This window comes from Natrialba magadii ATCC 43099 (assembly GCF_000025625.1).
Taxonomy (GTDB): Archaea; Halobacteriota; Halobacteria; order Halobacteriales; family Natrialbaceae; genus Natrialba; species Natrialba magadii.
In genome coordinates this window covers 1707124-1730260 of the sequence record NC_013922.1, presented here as the reverse complement: position 1 = coordinate 1730260, position 23137 = coordinate 1707124, and the positions used below count along the sequence as shown (strand labels likewise).

Annotated in this window: 16 protein-coding genes; 5 read left to right on the top strand and 11 right to left on the bottom strand. The window is 64.0% G+C overall.

All coding sequences use genetic code 11. The features are described from left to right. Positions 1-30: 30 nt before the first annotated feature. The 4 genes from pheT to NMAG_RS08145 all read right to left on the bottom strand — a co-directional run bounded on the left by pheT (position 31) and on the right by NMAG_RS08145 (position 7039). Positions 31-1749 (bottom strand): phenylalanine--tRNA ligase subunit beta, encoded by a 1719-nt coding sequence (gene pheT / locus NMAG_RS08160; RefSeq protein WP_004215688.1) that lies wholly within the window; start codon positions 1747-1749, stop codon positions 31-33. After that, a complete protein-coding gene (gene pheS / locus NMAG_RS08155) occupies positions 1749-3257 on the bottom strand; it encodes a phenylalanine--tRNA ligase subunit alpha (protein WP_004215690.1) in 1509 nt (502 codons plus the stop codon). Before pheS ends, pheT begins: the two co-directional genes overlap by 1 nt. 386 nt (positions 3258-3643) lie before the next feature. Next, entirely contained in the window at positions 3644-5194 is a 1551-nt protein-coding gene (locus NMAG_RS08150; RefSeq protein ID WP_004215692.1) for a hypothetical protein, read from the bottom strand. Positions 5195-5326: 132 nt separating this feature from the next. Then, a complete protein-coding gene (locus NMAG_RS08145; RefSeq protein WP_004215694.1) occupies positions 5327-7039 on the bottom strand; it encodes a tryptophan--tRNA ligase in 1713 nt (570 codons plus the stop codon). Between the two features lie 118 nt (positions 7040-7157). Between NMAG_RS08145 and NMAG_RS08140 the strand changes: the two genes are divergently transcribed. Beyond that, positions 7158-8123 (top strand): AAA family ATPase, encoded by a 966-nt coding sequence (locus NMAG_RS08140; RefSeq protein ID WP_004215696.1) that lies wholly within the window; start codon positions 7158-7160, stop codon positions 8121-8123. A gap of 22 nt (positions 8124-8145) precedes the next feature. Here NMAG_RS08140 and NMAG_RS08135 read toward each other — a convergent pair whose 3' ends face one another. The 7 genes from NMAG_RS08135 to NMAG_RS08105 form a co-directional block, all read right to left on the bottom strand. Further along, positions 8146-10104, bottom strand: a complete 1959-nt coding sequence (locus NMAG_RS08135) for a DUF7519 family protein (protein WP_004215698.1) — start codon at positions 10102-10104, stop codon at positions 8146-8148. Further along, positions 10104-11567: a DUF58 domain-containing protein gene (locus tag NMAG_RS08130; RefSeq protein WP_004215699.1), complete on the bottom strand. Its 1464-nt coding sequence runs from the start codon at positions 11565-11567 to the stop codon at positions 10104-10106. The genes NMAG_RS08135 and NMAG_RS08130 overlap by 1 nt, the downstream gene beginning before the upstream one ends. After that, on the bottom strand, positions 11560-12546 hold the full coding sequence (locus NMAG_RS08125) for a DUF7269 family protein (RefSeq protein ID WP_004215700.1): 987 nt from the start codon (positions 12544-12546) through the stop codon (positions 11560-11562). The genes NMAG_RS08130 and NMAG_RS08125 overlap by 8 nt, the downstream gene beginning before the upstream one ends. After that, a complete protein-coding gene (locus NMAG_RS08120) occupies positions 12543-15263 on the bottom strand; it encodes a DUF4129 domain-containing protein (RefSeq protein WP_012996563.1) in 2721 nt (906 codons plus the stop codon). The genes NMAG_RS08125 and NMAG_RS08120 overlap by 4 nt, the downstream gene beginning before the upstream one ends. A 197-nt stretch (positions 15264-15460) precedes the next feature. Continuing rightward, entirely contained in the window at positions 15461-16630 is a 1170-nt protein-coding gene (locus tag NMAG_RS08115; RefSeq protein ID WP_004215702.1) for a tubulin/FtsZ family protein, read from the bottom strand. An 89-nt stretch (positions 16631-16719) separates the two neighbouring features. Further along, a complete protein-coding gene (endA, locus tag NMAG_RS08110) occupies positions 16720-17847 on the bottom strand; it encodes a tRNA-intron lyase (RefSeq protein WP_004215703.1) in 1128 nt (375 codons plus the stop codon). Positions 17848-17949: 102 nt separating this feature from the next. Beyond that, complete coding sequence (locus tag NMAG_RS08105; RefSeq protein WP_004215704.1) at positions 17950-18726, bottom strand: PDDEXK family nuclease; 777 nt, start codon at positions 18724-18726, stop codon at positions 17950-17952. 122 nt (positions 18727-18848) lie between these two features. On the opposite strand from NMAG_RS08105, the gene NMAG_RS08100 reads away from it, so the two are divergent. From NMAG_RS08100 to phnE, 4 genes are all read left to right on the top strand, one after another. Next, entirely contained in the window at positions 18849-19697 is an 849-nt protein-coding gene (locus tag NMAG_RS08100) for a hypothetical protein (RefSeq protein ID WP_004215705.1), read from the top strand. A gap of 371 nt (positions 19698-20068) precedes the next feature. Next, entirely contained in the window at positions 20069-21061 is a 993-nt protein-coding gene (locus NMAG_RS08095) for a PhnD/SsuA/transferrin family substrate-binding protein (protein ID WP_004215706.1), read from the top strand. Between the two features lie 40 nt (positions 21062-21101). Next, complete coding sequence (locus NMAG_RS08090; RefSeq protein ID WP_004215707.1) at positions 21102-21911, top strand: phosphonate ABC transporter ATP-binding protein; 810 nt, start codon at positions 21102-21104, stop codon at positions 21909-21911. Next, positions 21908-23068, top strand: coding sequence for a phosphonate ABC transporter, permease protein PhnE (phnE, locus tag NMAG_RS08085; protein WP_004215708.1), 1161 nt, complete (start codon positions 21908-21910; stop codon positions 23066-23068). Before NMAG_RS08090 ends, phnE begins: the two co-directional genes overlap by 4 nt. Positions 23069-23137: the final 69 nt, after the last annotated feature.

Genomic DNA, 23137 nt, shown 5'->3' with positions numbered 1-23137 from the left:
CGGTAGCCGCCGAGAAACGTCGGCGACGATCTACTGCAGCGCCGCCAACTCGAACTCGAACGCCGCAACCGGCACCTCGAGGTCGTGCTCGACGAGCACCTTCGGGTGGACCTCGCCGATGACGCCGACTTCCTCGCCGTCGATGACGACGGCGGCCGTCCGACCCGAGATGAAGGTCGGGTGTTCGGTCGGCGGCGTCTCGAGTTCTACGTCGAAGCGCCGCGCCAGCGCCTGCAGGCGTGCCTTGGCGTCCTCGTAACCGGCGTCGTGATTCGCGAGCACGGCACCGACGTGGCGCTGCTCGGTGACGCCAGTGTTCTCGCGTTCGTCGACGGCAGCGGTGAATCCGATCTCTGCGAGGTGCTGTGGGTACGCGCGGTGGGTGTTGCGTTCGAGGACCATCAGGAGCGACGGCATGACCCACGTCCGCAACATTGTGAAGTCCTCGCTGTAGGGTTCCTTGATCGTCGCAGCCTCGCCAGCGCCGTAGGCGTCCGCGTCGGGGGCCACATCGAGGCGCTCGTAGTTCTCCTCCTCGCTGATCATGTGGAAGTTGAGCAGGTCCTCGAAGCCGAGGCCGACGAGTTGCGTGCGCGCGGCGTCCTCGAGTCGGGAGCGCTTGTGGCGGCCGCCGACGGTGCCCACGTCGGGGTACTCCGGCTCGAGTTCGTTGAAGCCGTAGGCCCGGCCGAGGTCGTCGATGACGTCGAGTGGGTGGAGCACGTCGACGCGGTAGGGTGGGATGGTGAACTCGTAGACGAGTTTGCCGGCGTCTTCGCTGTCTTCTTTTGTGGCTTCGAGTCCGGATCGTTCTGCCAGGTCGACCACTTCGTCCGGATCGAGGTTGAGTCCCAGAATCGTCTCGATGCGCTTGTGCGGGACGGATTTCGTTTTCGTCGAGAGATCCGGACGAACGAGTTCATGATCAGGATACTGGACCGTCACATCCTCGATCGTCGCTCCGCGGGCCGCGAGCGCGTAGCAGACGATGTTCAGCATCTTGTCGATCGTCCACTGGTCGGTGCCGGTCATCTCGACGAACAGGTCTCGGGACTCCGTCGACACTTCGGTCCGGCGGCCGTTGATGACGGGCGGGAACGAGAACAGGCCGATGTCGTCGTAAATCGCTGGGTAGCGTTCGTACTCGCTGACGAGATCCGCGTAGGTGCGGCCCGTGTCGTGCTCTTCCAGGACCTCGGCGGGCGTCAGCTCGGCGTCCGAATCGAGCGGGACGAAGCGGTCCTCGTCGGGTTCGACGCCGACGTACTCGATGGTTGGGGTATCGGTGTCGGTAGCCGACGCCCCTTTTAGCATGGTCAGGTCGTGAATCCCAATCGCCCCCTTCGCGCGCTTTCGCCCCATCGTCGCGTGCAGTTTCTCCTGCAACTGGATGAGCGAGTCCAGGCCATCCTCGTCCAGACTCACGTCACGGATCACCGCGCCCGTTACGTACGGGCGCTCGTCTGGCACTGAGTCGTCGACTGTGATGGTCCATTCCGCCGAGTTCGTCGACGGAACGTGCACGCCGCGGGCGTCGCCGTACTGGTAGCGAAGCGAACGCGCTACGCCCTCAACCGAGAGACGGTCGAGGCGATCTGGCGCGAACTCGAGTTCGAACGCGCCGTCCTCGGTTCGGCCCTCGAACTCGAGTCCGAGACCGAACAGGTCGTCTTTGAGTTCCTCGTCGCCCACGTCGTCGTGGCCGGTCAGGTCGCGCAGTTCGTCGGGGTCGATATCGACCGTTGGCATCAGTAGGTCACCTCCGTCTCGCGCAGCAGTTCCAGGTCACACAGCGTGCCGTGGATGTCTCGGATGTCCTCGAAGCCGTACATCAGCATGAGCAGTCGCTCTAAGGCGAGCCCCCAGGCCATCACGTCACACTCGACGCCGAGCGGTTCGAGCATCTCCTCGCGGAAGATGCCCGAGTTGCCGATCTCCACCAATTCGCCCGTCGTCGGGTGGGTTCCGAACAGCTCGAAGCTGGGCTCGGTATAGGGGTTGTAGTGGGGCTTGAACTGGATGTCTTCGATACCGAACTGGGCGTAGAACTCCTCGAAGGTCCCCATCAGGTCACGGACCGAGAGGTCCTCGGCCATTACCCAGCCCTCGATCTGGAAGAACTCCAGCAGGTGCGTTGGATCGAGGGTGTCGTTGCGGTAGACCTTCTCGACGCTGAAGAAGCGCGCGGGTGGTTCGATCTCGCCGATTTCCTCACCGGAGAGATAGCGGGTCGACAGCGAGGTCGTGTGGCCGCGAAGCGCAAGTGCGCGGGCGAAGTCCTCGTCCCACGGCGAGTGATAGCCCTCGCCGTCCGGGCCGACGCCTTCCCTGTGTGCGCGCTCGACGTCCACGACGAGATCTTCGGGGAGGTCGTCGATGTGCGTCGGCTGCTCCAGGGCGAACCGGTCCCAGTGCGTGCGCGCTGGGTGGTCCTGGGGCATGAACAGACAGTCGTTGATCCAGAAGTCCGCGTCGACGTGCGGACCCTCCATCTCCTGAAAGCCCATGCCGACGAGGACGTCCTTCACGCGGTCGGCCGTCTGGCGCAGGATGTGCACGCGGCCGCCTTCGAACTGCTCTGCGTCCGCTTCGACGTTGTACTCGGCGAATTCGACGTCTTCCCACTCGCCGCCGGTCAGGAGATCGGGCGTGACCTGGCCGACCGTTTCGGCCGTCTCGAGTCCCGCCATCAGTTCCGTCACGCCGTCGTCGGTCACTGTGGCCTCGCGGATCGTCGTCTCGCTGATTTCGAGCAGGCCGCGCCGCTCGAGTTGGTCGCGAACCCCGACGTCGTCGAGGCCGTCGCCTGCAGCGAGGGACTCGAGTGCACTTGCCTCCTCGTCGCTCGCCGGATCGGCGTCCGGGTTCGCCGTGATCTCACCGCTGTCGATCTGGCCGTACCCCTTTCGCGCGTAGTTCGAGAGCGCGATGTCGACGGCGTTGCCCTCGAGTCCGGACGTGCCGATGACCTGTCCCATCGAGACGAGGGCGTCGTCGGCACCGGCTTCGAGTGCGGCCTCGTAGAGGCTGATCTCGGGCAGTTTGTTCTTGGCGTACTCGCGTCCTTCGTCGGTGAGTGTGATCGTTTCGTCGACGCGTTCCGAGACGGTGACGAGCCCCTCGTCCTCGAGTTCGAAGACCGCGCCGGTGACGGTCTCCGGGGGCAGGTCGGTCGCCTCGGCGAGGGCGTCGACGGACGTTGCTTCGTCCGCGCTCGCGGCCTCCAAGACCGCGACCTGTGCTGCTGGTAGTTGCATTCGCTTGTATAGATGGCTGCGTGGTGGTCAGTTAGCGGTTCCGACTCGGACCGATGCTGCAGCGGCGCGGTTCGAAGCCGAGGTGCTGGTGACTGCCTGCTCGGCACCAGCGGAGCGCCCCTGCGGCCGGTTTCGCCGCGTCAACCCGATGTGGGTCCCCGCGGGTCCGCCGACCCGTACTCAGCCCGCAAAAACGAACCCGAATCCCGCACACGAGAGCTGTGGCTTTCGCACGACGCTGGCACGGGCGGTGGATTCGGGTGCCATACGCGTTCGATACGATGCATGGTGCAAAAGCGTTGCGGGACGGTGACAGTGATCGCACGCGATGACCCGAAGTAGTTTCTCGTCCCTTCGATTTCTCTGCTGACCGGACTCTCCGCCGTCTACGAGTTCGACACCCGCGTCGTCTCCAGCGACCCCGACTCGACCCAGACGAACCCCGACTGCTCGGCCGCCGCCTTCGCCCGCGTCACCGCCGCCGGGTCGAACGCGTCCGCGAACTCGATGCGCGTCTCCGCCTTTTCGGCTGCCGGCAACTCGGGGAGGAACTCGTCGTCCTCGAGTAGCCCCCGAACCGACACAGCCCCACCTGCACCGAGGGCGGCACCCAGTGCACGATACCGGTCGTCTTCGGTCTCCCACTCGACGTCGCTGCCGAAGGAGTCGTTCGAGACGCGTGCCGTGGTGCTGGTGCCCGAGAGCGAGCCGAAGTCGTCGGTGTCCGTCGTCTCCTGATCTGCTTCATTTGACGGGCGATCGAATCCCTCGAGTGCAGTTCCAACGCTCGTTTCGGCTTCGGGATGTCGTGCGTTGCCCTCCTTGTCACTCCCGTTACTTTCGGTACTCCCGCCACTTCCGCCACTTCCGTCACTCTCGTCCCTCCCGTCGCTCCCGTCGCTCACCCGCGACACACTCGGCGAGCCGCGGAGTTCGAACTCGCCACCTTCTGTTGTCCCAGTTGTTTCCGCTGACGACTCATCAGCGGACGGAGTGGGTGGCGACTTCGTCGATGAATCCACATCTTCACCCTCTCCCTTGTTGTCCTCCTCCGCCTCCTCGATCAGCGACCCAAACTCGTCTAGCGTTGGTTGGACACTGTCTTCGTCCCGACTTCGGTCGCCGTCTCGGTCACGCTGTTGTCCGCTTCCCTGCCCCTGTCCCTGCCCACAACCCTGCTCCTGTCTCCGCTTCCGCCCCCGTTGCCGTTCGCGGCCCTCCGCCCAGTCGGGCCATGGCTTCTCGCCATCGGAAACGGTACTCGAGTCCCCACCCAACTCGCCGGGCACGTACGCCGCCACCCCGTGCTCGGGGAGCAGCGACTCGCCATCCACGCCCACGTCGATCCGCTCGCCGTACCGATCGCGCAGGGACTCGAGTGCACCCACCTCGACGAGTGCGGCGCGCCAGCGATCGACGCCCGTCGAAAGGAGGACGAACTGTGCGTCGGTGCCCGCCAGAATCGAGGCGTTGATCGCCTGCAGGATGGCCGGCAGGTTGTCGGTGCCAAGCGGCGTGCTGGGATACTCAACTGTCGTCTCGCGTTGCCGGCCCCGGTAGTCGGTCGCCTGCAGGTGGAACCGGTCGGCCGACCGCAGTGCCGCGGTGAGTTGCTCGCACTGGAACGACCAGCCGATGGCGTCGAAGACGGCGACGAGTTCGCGCTCCAGAGCCTCCTGTGCGTAGCGCGCCGAACAGGTGAGCCCGCGCTCGCTCTCGGTGATGAGCTGGCGGAGCACGGCGGTTCGATTCCGACCGGACTCGAGTTCGGCGGCCAGTGCGCTCGCGAGGTCGTCGGCTCCGCTGCTCTCGTGAGGCTGTGGTGGCTGGAGATCAGTTGCCGTCACGCCAAAGGTACCGAGGACGTCCGCACAGCGCAAGAGATCGTCCGCGGCGTCGGTCGAATCGGACGAGCCGGGAGGGCGAGAGGCGGGCATCAGTTAGGGGTGCTTTCACGAACGCACCTATATAACTTCGTCAGACGCCAAAATATAATGCTGCTGTCGAGAAAACAGATGCCAGCCAACTGGACAGCGTCGCCTTCTCGAGTGCGACGAGATCGTCGTCCGCTATCGACGCCGCGGCGACTCGAGTTCGATGTCCGCCTTTTCGAGTAGCTCCTCGACTTCGGCGCGTTTCTCTTGGTGCTCCGCGAGGAACTCCTTCATGAGCTGGGCGGCCTGCTCCTTGCAGTCGCCACAGAGGCGCTCGCCGCCGACGCACTCGTCGTAGACGCGCTTTGCGAACTCGTCGTCGTCCTCAGAATCCTTCGGGTTCTGATGGGCTGCACGAGAACGATCCTCGTTCTCGTGAACGTCGCTGGCGAGCAGATAGGCGTACAGCTCGTAGACCGGACACTCGTCGGCTTTGCCGCCCTTCTCGCGCTGTTCTTCGGCGGTTTCGCGCCCGCCCGTCGTCGCCGACTTGACCTTGTTGTAGCCGTCTTCGGGGTCGTCGAGCAGTGAGATGTGTGAGGCCGGCACCGAGGAGGACATCTTGCCGCCTGTCAGGCCGGTCATGAAGCGGTGGTAGATCGACGACGGCGGCTGGAAGCCGTAGCCGCCGTTGTCGACTTCGATCTCTCGTGCGAGTTCCGCCGCGTCGGCGCGGTCGATTTCGAAAGCGTCGATGTGGTTTTCGTAGACGCGCTTCTCGCCGTCGATAGCGTCGATGAGGGCGTCGAAGGCGTCTTCGGTCGCTCGCCGGTCGGAGAAGCGGATTCGTGGGCGAAGTGGCTCCATTCCTGCTTCGTTGAGCTTCGTCAGGACCCCGTCGAGCGTGCTCGCATCGACCTCGAGTTCGGAGAGCGGTGTCGCCTCCAGCGTCTGGGCGACGTGGACACACCGGAGCTGGTCGTCGTCGAAGTCGGCGGGATCGAGTTCCTCGTGGAACCGGGCGACGAGGTCGCGCTCTCCGTCGTCGAGTTCGAAGCTGGCGTAGGCCGTCGAGACCTTGAAAAAGCGCATCCGTTCGGCGAGGTCCCGTGCCAGCCGGACGTGGGGGTCCTGGTCGGGGCCGACGGGGATCACGGTTGGCTTTGGCTCCTCGAGTTGCGGGTAGAGGATGTCCGCCATCTGGGTGACGACCGACTGCATGTGCGAGACGTCGGTTTCGCCGTCGAAGCCGTAGATCGCCTGGAATTCGGAGAAGTTGGCCTCTGCGCCGAGGTCGAACGCGAGGTCCTGTACCTCGCGGTTGGTCGACTGGCGGTAGAGGTCGCCTTCCTCGGGGTCGAAGCCGAGTGCGAGCAGGGAGAGCAGGTAGCTGCGGGCGTGTTCGTCGATCTCCTCCCAGGACATGCCCCGGGCCGAGTTCGCCTCCAGGTCGGCGATCAGGGCGTAGGCGTCTGCGCCCTGTTGCTGGTGCCAGATGATCTCGTCGAAGACGAGTTTGTGGCCGATGTGCGGGTCGCCGGTCGGCATGAACCCGGAGAGGACGGCCGCGGGCTCGTCGTTTTGGAGCGCCTCGACGACGGGTCGGTAGTCGCGTTGGCCGAAGATGACGCCCCGGCGCATCAGGTAGTGGGGGTGAGGAACCTCCGGTAGCACGTCGTCGAACTCCTCGATGCCGAACTCCTCGAACAGTTTACGGTAGTCGGAGACGGTCGAGGAGCCCCAGGGGTCGAGCGCGACATCATCGGCACCCGCTGCGCCGCCATCGGTTCGAAGGCCTGCGCGTTTGTCTTTGCCTTCGCCTTCGTCCTCGAGATCGGAATCGGAATCGGAATCGAACTCGAACTCGAACTCCGGTCCCCGCTCCTCGCGTGGGTCGTCTCCGGTCATTATCACCGTTTTGGCGCGCCGGCGCGCAAAAGCCTTCGCTTCTGCTCCACCCTGTCTGCCGACTGGCGTCTGTTCGGCTGCCAGTATCTTCATGTGACCGCGTCGACAACGCCAACCGATGGCAGACGACGTCTCAGCCGTCTCGACGAGCGAAACCTGTACCGAAGTCATCTCCCGCATCGGCGATGCAGTCATCACCGACCGCGAGTTCCTCGAGCAAGTGCTCACAGCGGCCCTCGCACGCGGCCACGTCCTCCTGGAGGACGTCCCCGGCACCGGGAAGACGCTGACCGCGCTCGCGTTCGCGCAAGCGCTCGGACTCGAGTTCTCCCGCATTCAGTTCACCCCTGACCTGCTGCCGAACGACATCACGGGCTCGCACGTCTTCAACGAACAGCGCGGCGAGTTCGAGTTCACGAAGGGGCCGGTGTTCGCGAACGTCGTTCTCGCGGACGAGATCAACCGCGCGCCGCCAAAAACGCAGGCTGCGCTGCTTGAGGCGATGGACGAGGGCCAGGTCACCGTCGACGGCGAAACCCGCGACCTTCCGGACCCGTTTCTCGTCATCGCCACGCAAAACCCGGTCGAACAGGAGGGGACCTTCGAACTGCCGGAGGCCCAGCGCGACCGCTTTATGATCAAGACCTCGATCGGCTACCCGGATCGGGAGGGGGAACTCGAGTTGATCGAGCGCCGGAGCGCTCGCGAGACGAAGATGCCGACGATCGAGCCGGCGCTCGATACAGCCGGTGTCAAGCGCTTACAGCAGGTTCCAGAACGAATTTCGATGGGAGAGGCGGTGCGTGGCTATCTCGTTGATCTGGCGCGAGAAACGAGACGGGACGACCGGGTGAAGATCGGCATTTCGCCCCGTGGAATTCAGCGGTACTTCGAGGCGGCGCGTGCGCGAGCGGCGATTTCGGGCCGCGAGTACGTCGCGCCGGACGACGTCAAGCGGATCGCGGAGCCGGTGATGCAACACCGGCTCGTGCTGACGACGGATGCACAGATCGAGGGAGTTGACGGTGCGGCGGTGGTCAAGAACGTGCTCGACCGAGTCGAGGTGCCGGCGGTCGAGCCGTAGTCGGCGTGGCGTTTCGTCGGCGCTACTGTGTTCGTCTCTTGTGCTGGTCGTTGCTGTCGTTGTTACCGCTGGTGGTGCCAGCAGTGCTCATCGTCCCCGTCAGCGCTTCCACCGTCTCGCCGTCCAGTCCGTCGACATCGGCGAGTTCGGCCCGCGTTGCAGTCTGGACGTCTCCAATCGTTTCGAAGCCAGCCGACCGGAGTGCCCGGACTTCCTCGTGGTTGACGCCAGGCATCGTCCCGGCCGCGACGGGAAGCCGGGAAATCTCGCTCGCGCTCGAATTCGAAGCCGATGCCACTGCGCGGCGCTTGAGCACGATGAACATCGCGAGCAGCGCCACAATAAGTGCGATGACGACCGTCACGCCGCTTCTGACCGTGAGCCGCCCTCCGAGCTCGACGAGGCCAAGCGCGATTGCAATTCCAACTGCGCCGACCAGCGCTGAACCAATCGCGTGCGTCAACGCGGGTCGACGGGCGTCGACGCCGCGGCCGAGTTCCTCGGTCACCGAGACGCCGTAGAGACTGGCGTCCCAGGCGACGATTGCACACACGACGACAGCCCCGACTACGAGCGTCGAGGCACCGGTGATCGCTGCGATAATCGCACCCGCGACGAGCGCGCTGGCCGCGAGCGTGCCGGGCGCACCGCGGTCCGAGAGCAACTGCAGGGAGCCGAGCAGCCAGATGCAACACACCAGCGCGCTGATCGTGCCGATGACGCCGATCATCGCGACGGCGGCAATCGCGATCCCCTCCGGCGGCGAGCCGACGCTGAGCAGTTCATCTGGTGGGATCGTTCCAACTCCACCCGGCAGCGGAACCCCGTCGCCCGCCGCAGCCATGGACTCGAGTTCCGGTCGAATCCAGCGGTCGAACGCCGAGGGATAGCTGACTGCGACGAGCGCTGCGACCAGTACACCACCGGTGAACACCGGGACCAGTCGGAGCATGCGGCTGCGACGGAGCCGGTGGAGGTCGGGCAACCGGGAGAGGAGTGCGGCCGCACAGAGCGCCGCGATTCCACCGAGGACGACGAACCGAGCAACAGGATGCATGGCGACCGGAATCACCGTCGCCTCGAGGTAGTCGTACGCCTCGACGGCGTACGTCGCTTCCTCCTCCCGTGCGTGGAGTGCGACTCCGCTCGCGATGACGGTTCCCATGAACAGCAGGAATCCGATCGTGCCGGTCCACGACGTGAGTCGGTCGATCTGCTGTTCCGCGGCCGCCCGTCGATCTCGTGGCAGCAATTCGACGATCGGCAGCCGCGGCACGATGACCGTCGTCAGCCACAACAACCCGATGAGCAACGCAGCGAAACTCAACACGCCCGCGGCCAGTTCGTCGGGCCAGAGGAGCGAGTCAAGCAGTTCCGTGCTCGACCACCCCTCTCCCACTTCGGGAACGCCGGGAAGGACCTCTCGCAGCGGGTCGAAGTACGCGGCTGCGACGAGTGCGATAGGGAACGGCGTGACCAGGACGACTGGCAGCGCCGAGCGGACTGCCCTGTTGCCGACCGCACCCGTCACTGTGGCCGTAGCACCGAAGGCGGCCGCCGCAATCGCGAGAACGACGCCGGCGTGATAGCGCGTCTCGAGTGCCATTGGATCGCCGCTCGTCGCGAGGGTGAGCCCGAGTGCGCCTGCGAGTCCGAGCGCGGCGAACACGGCGAGGATGCTCCCGACGGCGCGCCCGCCCGGCGTTCGACGCTTCGTTGCCGTCACGGTCGCCGTCAGAATCGCACCGCTGACGATCGCGAGAAGTGTCGGACGGACGAGGCCGAGATCGACTGCGAGGACGAGCGAACCGGTGAGGACCGCAGCCATTGCGACTGCTGACGTTGTTGGTGCACTGACTGTTTCGCTCTCTCGGCTGGAGCCGACCGGCCCTGTACTGCGCATCTCGGTGCTGGTCTCTGGCGACTGCCGTCCACGTCGTTCGTGTTTGTGCTTGTGCTCGGGTGCTCGGTCGGTCGCCATCAGCGGATCACCTCGTCGAACGCGCGGCCGAGCGCCGCTGTGAGTGGTTGCTCCGGATCCCAATCTGCGACGGGGATGTCGGTTCGTCGAAGGTGTTCGAGGCGCGCATTTCGACGGACGGCCGCCAGCCGCGCGCCGATCTCGTCCCGAGTTGTTACATCCGGTGAGACGACCGAAAGCCGGTAGCCGCGCCGCCGAAGCGCCGCCGCGAGGTCGACGATTTCGTCGTCGACGGCCGGCGTACAGACCACGAGCTGGGCGTCGGACGGGAGCAGTGTCGCGAGATGATCGGCGACCTGTGTCGGCGACCGGCCGCTCGTGGATGTCGGTCCGCCTGGTGCGGCCGTCCCACCCACCGTCGCGCTCCTCGCGGCGGCTCCATACCCGTCGGCTCGAGCCTGTCGCTGTCCCCGCCCCTGTGCCTGTGGGCCTGTCCCTGCCTCGGGGTCAGTACCAGTACCACCTGCCTCTGACTCTCTCGCCGAAACTCTACCACCGGCTCCCTGCGCGGCGACAGTATCACAGACCCGGGCGATTCGGCCGCCGACATCGGCCCCCGTTCCGGGCTCGACGTACGCCGGCGGACCGGTGTAGACCCCTGGTGTCTCCGCCCGAACGCCGAGTCCGACGACACCGACGCTGTGGTTTTCCTCGGTCAGCGCTGCCGTCGAAACGACTCCCGCGTACGCCGAGAGCGTGACTCCGTCGGGATGTCCCTCGGCTGCTGCGACGGCCGACTCCGGCCGTCCGTCGAGCACGAGCACGATCTTCGCTGACTCCTGCTCGCGGTAGCGAACCGTCCCCAACTCACCCGTCCGGGCGTACCGCCGCCAGTCGATCCGACTCAGCGGGTCTCCCTGCTGGTACTCTCGCGTCGAGTGGAACTCGTAGCCCGCGCCACCGCTGTCGCTCGCCACCGCACCGACGAACGGAATCGTCTCGCGGTGGATCGGCACCCCATCGAGCGGCACCGAGCACTCGAGTACCGCCTCACCAGTGGCGTCCACGGAACCGGTCGCGACAGCAGTCGCGCTCAGGCTTCGGAGGCGGACCCAGCAGCCCTCGAAGGTGTAGCTGCCGCGACGCGGACGAAGTGTGTAGGTGAGTTCGGTGTCCTCTCCGGGACGGAGCGTCGTCGCGGTCTGCGCACTGCTGTCGACGACGTCGAGCTCCGGCGGCACTCCGTCGACGAGTCGGACGTCGGGGAGCGTTCGCTCACCCTCGTTTCGGACGGTGAGTGTCACCTCGACGCGCTCGCCGGGGAGCGGTGTTCGGGGTGTACAGTCACGCTGGATGGTGAGCACAGCGTCCGGGTCGGGAACAGACGAAAGCGCAGCGTAGCCGAGGTAGCTCACGGGAACCACTGCAGCGAGCAAGAGCGCAGCCGAGCCAAACAGCACGCCGGTGGCGACGAGTGCGATGGCAGCGACGACGCCGGAGTGCCAGCGCGGGACTCTATGCATGGGTCACCTCCGTCCGTTCTGCGGCAGATTCGGACTCGTTGTTGCTGCCCGCGTTGTCACCGTTTCCGTTCTCGTTCCCATCTCCGGCCGCGTCCTCGGTCCCATCGCCGTCGTCTGTGCTGCCTGTGCTGTCCGAATCGTCTGTTTCGTCTGTTACGTCCGTTTCATCCGTTTCATCCGTTTCATCCGTTTCACCCATCACGTCTGTCCCGTCCGAATCGTCTTTCGCCCCTGACTCCTCCTCACCGCCCTCGCTATCCGCAGGCGACATCTCGGCCGGATCGAACTCGAGTGCGTATCGTTCGATTTCGTCGACGGTTCGTTCGAGTCGCCGTTCGAACGTTCGGCCGGGGAACAGCCATCGACGCAGTCGGTGCCAGATCGAGAGTCGACCCGCAGTGGCGTCACCAAGGAACGTCGCCGCGATCTGATCGTCGGTCCACTCGCCGCGTCGAATTCGCTCGTCGGCGTGTTCGGCGCAGCCCTGTGCCGCTTCGATCGTCCGCACGGACTGGCGGAGGTCGTCGACGATTGCGTCCGTCTGCTCTGGTCGCTTGTGGCCGCGTCTGAGTGCGTGAAGCGTCTGCTCGACACGTGCCGTCGTCTCACCGCCAACAATGTGTCTGGTTCGCGGTTCGGGGTCAGGCTGGCGATTCTGGGACGAGTGGCTCCGTGTGTGAGCGGGTCCTGTCTCCGCGGGACGTGTGCTTCGTTCGTCCCTCTGTGGTGGCCTGGAACCGTCCACCGAATCCGCGCCCGTCGCGCCCGAGAAGTACGTTCGCCACAGTGCGAACAGTCCGACGACTCCGCTGATGGCCATAATCACGTCTTGCGGGTCGCTCGCCTGCTCGATGTCGGTGAGTTGCTCGAGTACCGGCGTCGGAAGCGACTCCGGCGTAATCGCAAGTACGGCCCCAAATGCGAGTGTACAGGCCGCGAACAGTCCGAGAAGAACGTTCCAGATCGATCGGTTACTCATTGTGGCCCTCCGTGTCCGTTAGCTGATTCGTCCGCTGACGTGGGGTTGTTCGCCGGCGATGGCCCGTCGGACTGGTTCGTCTCGTTCTCCGTTGTGGAGTCTCCCTGGTTTCCAGGGAGTAGATCCTCGTCAACTGCTGTGTCGTCGCGGGATTTCACACGGTCTGCGTCCGAGACTTCGGTGTTGTCTGCTGACTGTCCATCCACTCTCGCTTCCGACTCCGGCTCGGTCACCGACCCGACCGCACGCTCGACCGACTCGAGTCGCGTCTCCGTTGGCGAGGATTCGCCATACTCTGCATCCCGGAACGCGTCGACGACAGTTCGAACCGGTGGCTCTGGGAACCCTTTGTCGACCGCGTAGCGCCCAATTTCGCCGGGCGTCTTCGTTCGAATCCGTGGCGGACGAACCGCGCGGATGAACTCGTGCCAGAGTGTTCGCAGTGTGCGAACGGACTGATCGGGGTCACTCGTTGAGCCGGCCGCTGCGGTATCCGTCTGTGCCGATCCGGTCATCGACGATACCCGTTCACGGGACGACTTTCCGAACGACCGCAGCAATGCGAGGAGAGTGCTGACGAGCCGTGTGGGGTGTATCGCCGCCAGTGCGGCGAACCCTCGCTTTGCGAGTTCGCCGGGCAGTGCGAGCAGCCAGCGCCCCGCGCGTCGCGTTGCCGCTATCGCCTCCCGACCGCGCTCGGCGAGCCAGGTACCCGCCCGCTCGAGGCTGCGCGCGAGTCGGACAACCGCTTCGACTCCCTTTCGACCGATCAACTGTGCCAGCGTGCCCGCACGGCGGACCGCACGCCGGATGAGCGACGGGATCGATCGAACGCTCTTTCTCGAGAGTCCGAACCGGCGAACGAGGAGCCAGCCGAGTGCGGTCACGAGGGTGAGCACACCGAGTGCGACGAGCGCGGCGTTTCGATAGAGTCCGCTGACGGTCGTTTCTGCCGTGGATTCGCCGACCGCTGCGCCGAGCGTGGCCTCGTTCGCGAGGGGTAGTCTGACCGAGCTAGTTCCGTCCGCTCCGGTCTCGCTGACGGCGGTTCCATCGAGGAACACCGTCGCGTTAGCGGTTGCGTCGGGTGTTTCACTCGTGCTCTCGTTCGCCGCTGAATCGTCGTTGGTAGCGTCTTCTACCGGTGGCCCCGTGTAGGAGACGTCGGCGGTCACGGTTCGGCCGGGTAGCGGGATCCGCTCTGTCACGTCAACGGCGAGACCGTAGACCGCAAACTCTCGTTCGGCACGAATCTCGTCACGCTCGACGGCGATCGCCATCTCTCCGGTCGTCTCGGGAACGGTGAGCTGTGCAGTTCCGGTCGCATCTGTCGTCGCGACTTCCTCGCCGTCGATGAGCACCGTACCGTCCGGAATCGGATTCTCCGCAACAGTCGCCGTCACCGTGGCGTTCGTCCCGGCAAGCACGGCGTCCTCGGGGTCCATCGGCGTTTCACGGTCGAGCGTGAGTTCGGTTTCGGCGTCCATCTCGACGGTCCGTTCGGTTTCCGGCTCTCGCTCGGCGGTTTCGCTGTCTCCCTCACCGTCGTTGTCGTCATCGCTGGCAGAACCTGTCTCGTCGTGATCGGACGCCGGAACTGCTCCACTCCCGCCGTAGAAGTGGACCGGTGCCCCGACTGGGCCGCCGACTGGGCCACGGATCGACGGCTCGGTCGTCGATTCAGCGGCTGCGTCCGCCGGATCGATTGTGACCGTCAGCGTGTCCGTAAATGGGACCGTTCCAGTTACCGTTCCGTCGGCGTCTGTTTCGCCGACCGGCACCCCGTTGAAGGTGACGCCCGCGTTCTCGCGCGTCTCACCGTTTTCGGTGACGGTTACCTCGACAACGCTGCCGGGCGTCGGCGACTCGTTGAACGCGATGTCGTAGCCGCTGTCGGTTTCGGTGTGCTCGTCCGTTTCTTCGTCTGACTCGTCTTGCTCGTCTTGCTCGCCCTCTTCGCCCTCTTCGCCCTCTTCGCCCTCTTCGCCCTCCTCGACCTGTTCGGCCTCGGTATCGCCTCCCTCGATTTCGCTGTCCGCATCCGACTCTTCGGCGATCGCATCGTCAGCGTCGATTTCTGAATCCGGCTCCTCGTCACCGTGTTCTGGCTCGTTCGCACCAGACTCGTCAGTCGACTCTTCGTCAGGGTCGACCTGTTCGTGATCTTCGATCTCGTCGGGCGCATCGTCGTTCTGCTCGCCGTCTCTATCGTTGTCCTCGTCGATCTCTCCGCTCTCAGGGTCGCTCTCGGCGTCGGGCGCATCGTCTTGCTCCTGCCCGTGTTCCGACTCCTGTTCCTGTCCCTCCTGCCCGTGTTCCGACTCCTGCCCCTGCTCCTGGTCTTGATCTTGTTCCTCTCGCTCTTCAGTAGCCGTCTCTGTCTCTGCATCCCCATTCGAATCTTCTTCCGAGTCCGGCTCTCCGTCCCCGTCTTCGAGTTCTGCCACTTCATCGGGGAACAGATCGCCGCTCCCATCGCCCGGCGTCCCCGCGACGCCACCGAGTGCGGGGACGGTGAGTGCGGCGAGTGTAAGTGCTAGCACGGCGAGAGAGACCAGAAGAAACTGCCCCCAGTCCGGCCGTTCGGCCGGCCCTGGGTCTCCATCCTCACCCTTGTCACCATCCCTACTCTCGCCCACGTCCCCAACCCTGCCGGCTGATGGTTCTGACTCGCGATTCGCTACCCCGCCCGTCTCGGTTGCCGATCCTGACCCCATCCAAACGTTCCGTTCGACGTGACATATTGAGTGGGCTATTATAAACGTATGGACAGATGACACATGAGCGGCCAAAATATTCATACAGCCTCAGCCGACCGCCATCTGACAGTTGTCGCGGCTGTGGCCCTGGCCTCACTCACTCGCTGTTTGCGCTCCTTTTGGCCGTTCCGTTGGTACGCCCCTTCCCCGGCCGCTCAGCGTGTCTCGCCTGCCGCTCGCAACGCTTCGAGGCGCTCCACCGGTTCGATTCCCGCAAACACCGCAAGCGCGAACACTTCGTCGCTTCCCGGTCGCGGCGAATCCCCACCCAGCGTCTCCGTCGATTCCGTCGCCGACTCGAGTGCCCGTCGGCCGTCGGCGACTGCCGTCTGATTGAGCCACGCCGGCGGGCCGCCGACGATCAGCAGCGCCCGCTCGGCGTTCGGTCGGTCGCACTCGAGTGTCAGCTTTCCTCGAATCGCCTTCCCGACGGCCGTCTCGACGGCGCTGACGGCGGCGCTGGTTTCGACCTCCGCGCTTGAACTGAAGGGGCCAATTCCGAGGTCGATTCCGAGCAGCGGTCCCGAGTCGCTGGCGTCGACCTGCTGTGCGCCGTAGCCCAGCGAGACGAGCGCGGTTTCGTTGCCGAGAATGCGCGAGACGTCGTTCGCGTCGACGACGCTTTCAGCCTTCGGTGCGCCGTCGGTGGTTTGTGCTGTCGAGCCGAAGAACGCCTCGATGCGCGTGGCGATTTCACGGTTGAGTCGGTCGCGGCCGTCGACCAGTTCCTCTCCAGTTCGAAGCCACGGTTCGGTGTCGAAACAGAAGATTGCGTTCGCGAGGCCGTCCAGTCGCGAGAGCGTTCGCACTGCGTTCTGTGCAGCCATCGGCCGCGTCGCGCCGTCGGCGTCTGCACCGGACGCGCGTGTATCGTCACTCGGAACCGACGGATCGCCGTCCGGCAGCCGCTCGCGGTCCGCCGGCAGCGTCGCCAGGACGTACACCGGCGCGTCGTACAGCGTCTGGAGGTTCGCGACGAGCGCGGGCGCGGTGCCACCGCCGGTTGCACCCCCGAGACCGACGGCGACGAGGAAGGCGTCCGCGGCCGACGGCGTCGCCTCGTCGAGTTGCCGGCTCAGCTCGTCGACGTGCTCCTCACCGATGGTTTCGCCGCGCTGGAGATTTCCGTTGAGTCCGTTCTCGATCTCCGCACCGTACCGATGGCGGTGCTCGTCCGGGATCGACTCGAGTGCCTCCAGACTGAGCGTGTCTGTATCGAACGCGAACGTATCGCAGAGAAACGGCTGTTCAGACGGCTCCGTGGTGTGGATCGCGTCGGCGATCCGACAGCCCGCGCCACCGATCCCGATCACCTCGAGTTGCATGGCTGAACCTATCGTATGGCGGGACTTTCATGGTTCCGTTTGAGAGAGGACTGACGTAACTGGGCAGAAAAGTCACCGTGATGATGATTTCAGGGAGTGAGTCGCTCGAGTGACCACCACTCGATCTGCTCGCTGGCGTCGGTAGTGACGGTCGCATCAGCATCGATATCACCCTCGCTTTCTCCGTCCGACTCACCGACGAGCGCGAACACCATCGTCTTCCGGACGCCGTGGGCTAACCGCACGTCGAGTGCGAGGTCTCGCGGTTCGAAGACGTGGCTGTCTGGATGGACACGCACCAGCAACTCGGAGTGGCTCAACTCGGAGACGGACTCGACGTTCGCGTACGTCCGGAAGTCCGATCCGAACTTGTAGCCCGTCTTGGGGACGATTTCACGCTCACGCAGTTCCGTGTACACCCGCAGTCGTCGGTCGAACCGTTCCCCTTCGACCTCACGACCGCGCTCGACTACCGTTTCGAACGCGAGGTCGATCACACCTCGCTCGGCGAGGTAGGCCGCCTCGAGCAGCGAACACTGTAGCGTCGGCCGCTCGTACTCGCGGCCCTCGAGTGGCTGGCCGTAGAAGGCGTCCTCGTAGAGGTCGATCGGCGGCTCCCAGAGGACCACCCGGTCCTCGAGGAGGGTTGCGTTGACCTCGCTTGGGAGGTCGGTGTCCGTCCCGCCGCTCGGATCTCTCGCGTTCACGTCGAAGTACGTAATCTCGCTCTCCTCGTCGACGACGGCGAGGACACCGTCGGCGAGTTCGCTTGCAGGGATGTCGGTTCGCTCGCCGATGACGCGAAGCGCGTGCTCGACTTCGCCGTCGCCGGGGCCTTTGCCGCGGGGGAAGACGGCGAAGTCGATCCGTTCGTGTTCTGCATCCAGAAGTGACTCGTCGATCCACGGTTCCCGTGCGGGCGAGAGGTAGAAGCCACGTTCGCGCAGATCCGCGTAGACGAGGAATCGAACACCGAAATCGGTACCGGGTTCGCGGTTGACGAAGGCCTGAAAGTCGAGGCGGTCGCCGGTCGACCGCTCGACGACCGCGTCGAGGTCGCCGCGATAGAGCAGGTGTGCGGCTTCGACCGGTGCGAGCGCGATTTCGTTGCCCTCGAGTGGGTAGCCGTAGCCGCGCGAGTCGTGGTAGCGCTGGCGTGCGTCGTGGCCGACGCGGACGACGCCTGCGTCGTCGTCGAATCGCCCCTCCAGTGACATACTCGTGTTTTGCGAGCGGGCATTAAGTGCGTGTGGATGTGCTGGTGGTGTGAGTGGCGTTGCTGGTGCCGAAGCGGTAGCGGTGGCCGGTTGCTGTAGCCTTCAGTGGCCACTCGCCGCCCCCACCTGTCTGCGCTGGTGACGCTCACACGTCGCGTCGAGACACCGTGAACCGCCGCGCGTTTCGAACGTCGGGAGACCACAGGCGCACTCGCCGTCGACGACGCCGCCGGGCATGGCAAACCCGGTGTCACACTCCGGATAGTGCTCGCAGCCAGCAATGAGGCCGCCACGACGGAGAATCCGGAGGTCGCCGTCACAGCCCGATTCGGGGCAGTCCCACTCGCGGTCGAACGCCTCGCGGACGGCCTCGTCGAGCGACTCGCAGTTTCGGTCGAGACAGACATCGAACGCGAGGCCGCGCTCGACGCGCATTCGCGGGAGCCCACACTCACAGTGGGACTGATCGTCCTTGATCGTCGCATCAGCGGGCACGCCGTAGCGCGTTCCGCAGTCGACACAGCGGACGCCCTTCGAGCGAACGAGCGAGCCGGTGCAGTCGCCGTCCGGACAGGTGCCGACGGGTGTGCCGGCCGCAGAGGCCGGGTAGTTGGCGAAGCCGTCCTGATCGTGGGCTGCGATTCGAAGCGTCTGGGTGTCTTTCTTCGCGACGAGGGTGAAGTCGTCCGTGCGGTCGCTGGAGACGCTGTCGGCCCGGGTGAGCCAGGCGACTGGCTGGTAGCCGTCGATATCGTGGACGAGAACGGTGTTATCGGGCTTGACGATCGTCGTCACCCGGCCACGATACTCCGAGCGGTCGGTACCTTCGGCGATGACGGTGCAGTCGCCGGCGAGCACGCGAATCGCGTCGTCGATCATAGGGTGGGTGATGCGGAATCGTACTTAAACTCGCGGACGACTGGTGTCTTTCACAGTCGTGCTGACGGCCACCATATCGTGAGTCGATACGCCTTTACCGCCGGTCTTCGGTTCACTCGGATATGACCAGCGACGAGGGTGTTGGTGATCGAAGCGACAACACGGGCGAGTCAGTTGCTGGCTCCGACGAGCGCCAGCAACAGCAAACCGGCCCCCAGGCGGTCCGCGACGCGTTCGACGCACTCGAGTCCGACCTGGCTCGACTCGAGGCTGCTGTCCGTGAGTCCGACGGCGCATCTCGTGACGGACTCGAGAGCGACGGTGGCCAGAACGCGGACGTGCGGCCAACTCGAGCCGAGTTCGAAACCGTCGTCGGCCGTCTGCAGGATGTGCTGGCCGAAATCGACGGTGGACACCGCGTGATCAACAGGCGTTCAGGCGGGACGATCACGCCGCTCGATCCTGATCCGGACGCGATCGACCTCGCGGATATCGCGCACGCGCTTTCGAATCTCAGTCGCTTCACCGGCCAGGGAAAACAGTTCTACAGCGTCGCTCGCCACGCGGTCCACGTCAGTCGCGAGGTCGAAGCCCGCGGTGGGAGTCTGTCGGCCCAGCGCTGGGGGCTGCTCCACGATGCCAGTGAGGCCTATCTCTCGGACGTTCCTGCACCGGTCAAACGGACGCTACCGGGCTACACCCGTGCGGAGAAGCGGCTCCAGGATGCCGTTCAGGACGCGTTCGCGCTCGAGCTTACTGCTGCGGAAGCAGAACTGGTCGACGCCGTCGATACCGCTGTCGGTCGATACGAACTGTCGGTCCATTTCCCGGCGTCTTACGATGCAGCGGTTGTACTCGAGTACGACCACCACGGAGTCGACGCGCTGTCCCTCGATACCGAGTGTGATGCTGTTGCTGCTCGGGACCAGTATCTACAGCAAGCGCACGAACTCGGATTGGACACCGTGTGACGCTCAGATACGATCGAGGAAAGGAACCAATGGCTATAATCTGGTTGCAGTGCTATTGACATATCGGACTGCAGTCACTGGATTAGCGGGTCCATTGGTTCCCTGGTTGTATTCCGGAGCGGTATAGAGACAGACGTTCTCAGGGGTGATGTGACATATACTATAATCAGAAATTATTTGATGGTGCTCTAGTTATCAACTGGCAGATGTCCCAAGATAGCGGTACGTCAACCAACTCACGGCGTCGTTTTCTAACCAAAACTGGTGCAGTCGGGACACTCGCGCTGGCGGGGTGTCTGGGGAGAAGTGAGGAGACCGACGGAGACGGTGGTAATGGCAGTGGTGACAGCACTGAAACCATTACGTGGGTGATGAACCCGGCAGAGGATACGATCGATATCGAAGTGCAGTATCAGCCGCTGTTCGAGCTGATCGAAGACGAGTTCGATGTCGAAATCGAGGGGCTGCCAACGCAGAGTTACTCCGGAACGATGGTGGAACTCGAACGTGCAGGAGAGGGTGACATGACCCTTGCTGACACGTCACCGGGTGCAGTGCCACAGCTTGGTCCCGAAGAAATCGACGTCGTCGGCATGCGTGAAGCGTTCGGTGCCGAGCGCTACTTCGGAACGCTGGTGACGACGGCAGACAGCGGGATCACCGACGTATCTGACCTCGAGGGGGAGGCAGTTGCGATGGCAGACGTCGGCTCGGTTTCGGGCGGTATGGCACCGCTGTGGATGCTTCACGAAGCCGGTCTCGACATCGGAAACGTCGCCGAGGGTGGCGGTGCCGAGGACTTCGAGTGGCGCAGCGGCGTCTCGCACGACCTCGCTGTCGAGGAACTCATCAACGACGACACCATCGCAGCAGCCGGTGCCGGTGAGTTCGCGTCCGTTCCACACGTTCCGGTCGAACAGATCGAGGACGAGTATCCGGACCTCTACGAGATTTCCCCGGAAGTCGATATCGCCGGCACGCGCGATCCTGAACTGCGACTGCTGGACGTGTCGCCGGCGATTCCACGAGCACCAATCGTCGTCAACGCTGGCTGGCAGGACGACCTCCGGTCCGACATCGAGGAGTTCATGCAGAACGTTGAGGCCGAAGAACTCCAGCACGACGCCTTCGACCTGGCTGACGAACTTGGTCTCGATCTGCCGGACGAGATGCTCGAAGAGTACAACGAGGGAACGCTAGACACTGACGACTACGATCTGGACGAAGATCAGGAAGCAGACTGGCAGGACTTCGACGACCACACGCTGTGGTTCAGCGGCATCGTTGCGGCCGATCACGAGGACTACGAGCCAGTTCGTGACTTCGCTGAGGACCTCGATATCGCCTTCGACGACATAGAGTAAGCCTCAAACAACGCAACTTCAAACCAAGGGTAACCAACCGATGAGCAAAATTGTCGTCGACAATCTCAGAAAGACATACGGCGATACTGTCGCACTCGATAATATCTCGTTCGAGGTTCCGGCAGGTGAGTTCGTTATCATCCTCGGGGTCTCTGGATCGGGGAAATCCACGCTCTTGCGGTGTATGTCCGCACTCACGGAACCAACCGCCGGCCAGGTGCTGATCGACGGCGAACCGATGACGAGTACGCAGCCGGAAGTCGCAATGATCTTCCAGCAACACAATATCATTGGCGATATGTCTGCCTACTCGAACGCTCTCTCCGGCGGTATCAACCGGACTGGATTCCTCGAGAGCATCTTCCAGTTGCAAGATGACGAGGAAAAACAGCAGGCACTCGAGGCACTCGATACGGTTGGGTTACTCGAGGAAGCAGAAAAGAAGTCTCGCCGAATGAGTGGTGGACAGCAACAGCGCGTCGGTATCGCACGTGCACTCACGCAGGAACCTGACGTGTTGCTGGCTGACGAACCGGTTGCGAGTCTCGACCCGGGAAGTGCACAGGACGTTATGGGATACCTGAACCGCGCAGCAGACGAACGAAATCTGACGACGTTTATCAGTCTCCATCAGGTCAACATCGCTCGAAAGTACGGCCAGCGATTCATCGGCTTGCACGATGGCCAGAAGGTGTTCGACGGCTATCGTGAAGATCTGACTCTCGACGTGATTGACGAAATATACGGCGATATCGACACTGAAGGAATGTTTGTTTCACACGGGGAGAATTCATCAGACAGGGGATCGGCAGATAACCAGACGAGCCTGGATAGGGAGGCGACACTGTGACCGATTCGCAGGAGTCGCGCCGTTCGGGGACGGCGACCGAAGCCGAAACGCAGTCTGAAACTGAATCCGAACCGCTCCCGGACGGTGGCGTCGACAAATCGAAACCGCTCGAATCGGCGAGTGCGGGTGTCAACGAACAGTTCGAGAACATCCGGAAAACGCGTCGGCAGCGAGCGATCGGATGGGTCGTACTCACGGTGTCGATCGTGTTCGTCACGATCCAGGGGCTCGTCGCGACCGAATTCTTCAGCGACCGGACGCGGTTTACCTGGAGTCACTTCGCCGAGCGAATGGGGGATTACTTCCCTATTACGACCAACGAGATTCCGGGTCTCGATGCGGGCATTCCGTTCCTCGACGTCGGCGCCTACTGGGAGTTCATCGTGAGCAACGAGCTCATCTACGACCCCGAGGTCGGGCGACTGATCTTCCAGTTCCCACCGTATCTCGGTGACTACTACGCGTTCTTCTTCGAAGAACTCGGCATGTTCACCATCTTCGGAGAGGCCGGGACGACGCTCGCGATGGGTGTCGTCGGAACAATCCTTGGCTTCCCGCTGGCACTGCTGTTCAGCGTGCTGGCCTCCGAACGCGTGACGCCGTTCCCGATCAACCTGATCTTCCGCGCCATCATGTCGTTCATCCGCTCGATCCCGGCTATCGTCTGGGCGCTCATCTTCGTCGCCCTGGTCGGTCTCGGTGCGGCCGCAGCGACGCTCGCGATCGCGCTCAACACCATCGGGAACCTCGGTCGCCTGTTCGTCGAGGAACTCGAGGAACTCGAGCAGGGGCCGATCGAGGCGATGCGAACGACGGGTGCAAGCAAACCACAGGTCGTGTTCTTCGGGATGCTGAGCCAGGTTCGAACGTCGTTCATCGCCTGGACGCTCTACATCCTCGAGATCAACGTCCGGTCCGCCGTGACCGTCGGTGTCATCGGCGCTGGCGGGCTCGGTGCGGTCGTCGCAACCCAGGAGAGCCGACTCATGTTCGGGAACATGATGGCGACGCTGTTCGTCATCTTCGTGCTCGTCTTCATCGTCGAACTCTTCAGCCAGCGACTGCGTGCACGACTGCGCTCCGACCAGGAGAAACAGAGTATTCGCGAGCTCATCACCGGGTTCCCGAATCGGATGGCAGACTCGCTGCTCCGGTAATCAGGACCTCATTTCTACTTTTGTCGGTTGAGCGGTTTCGATCGATTGTGACGCGGTCTGTACCGGCTC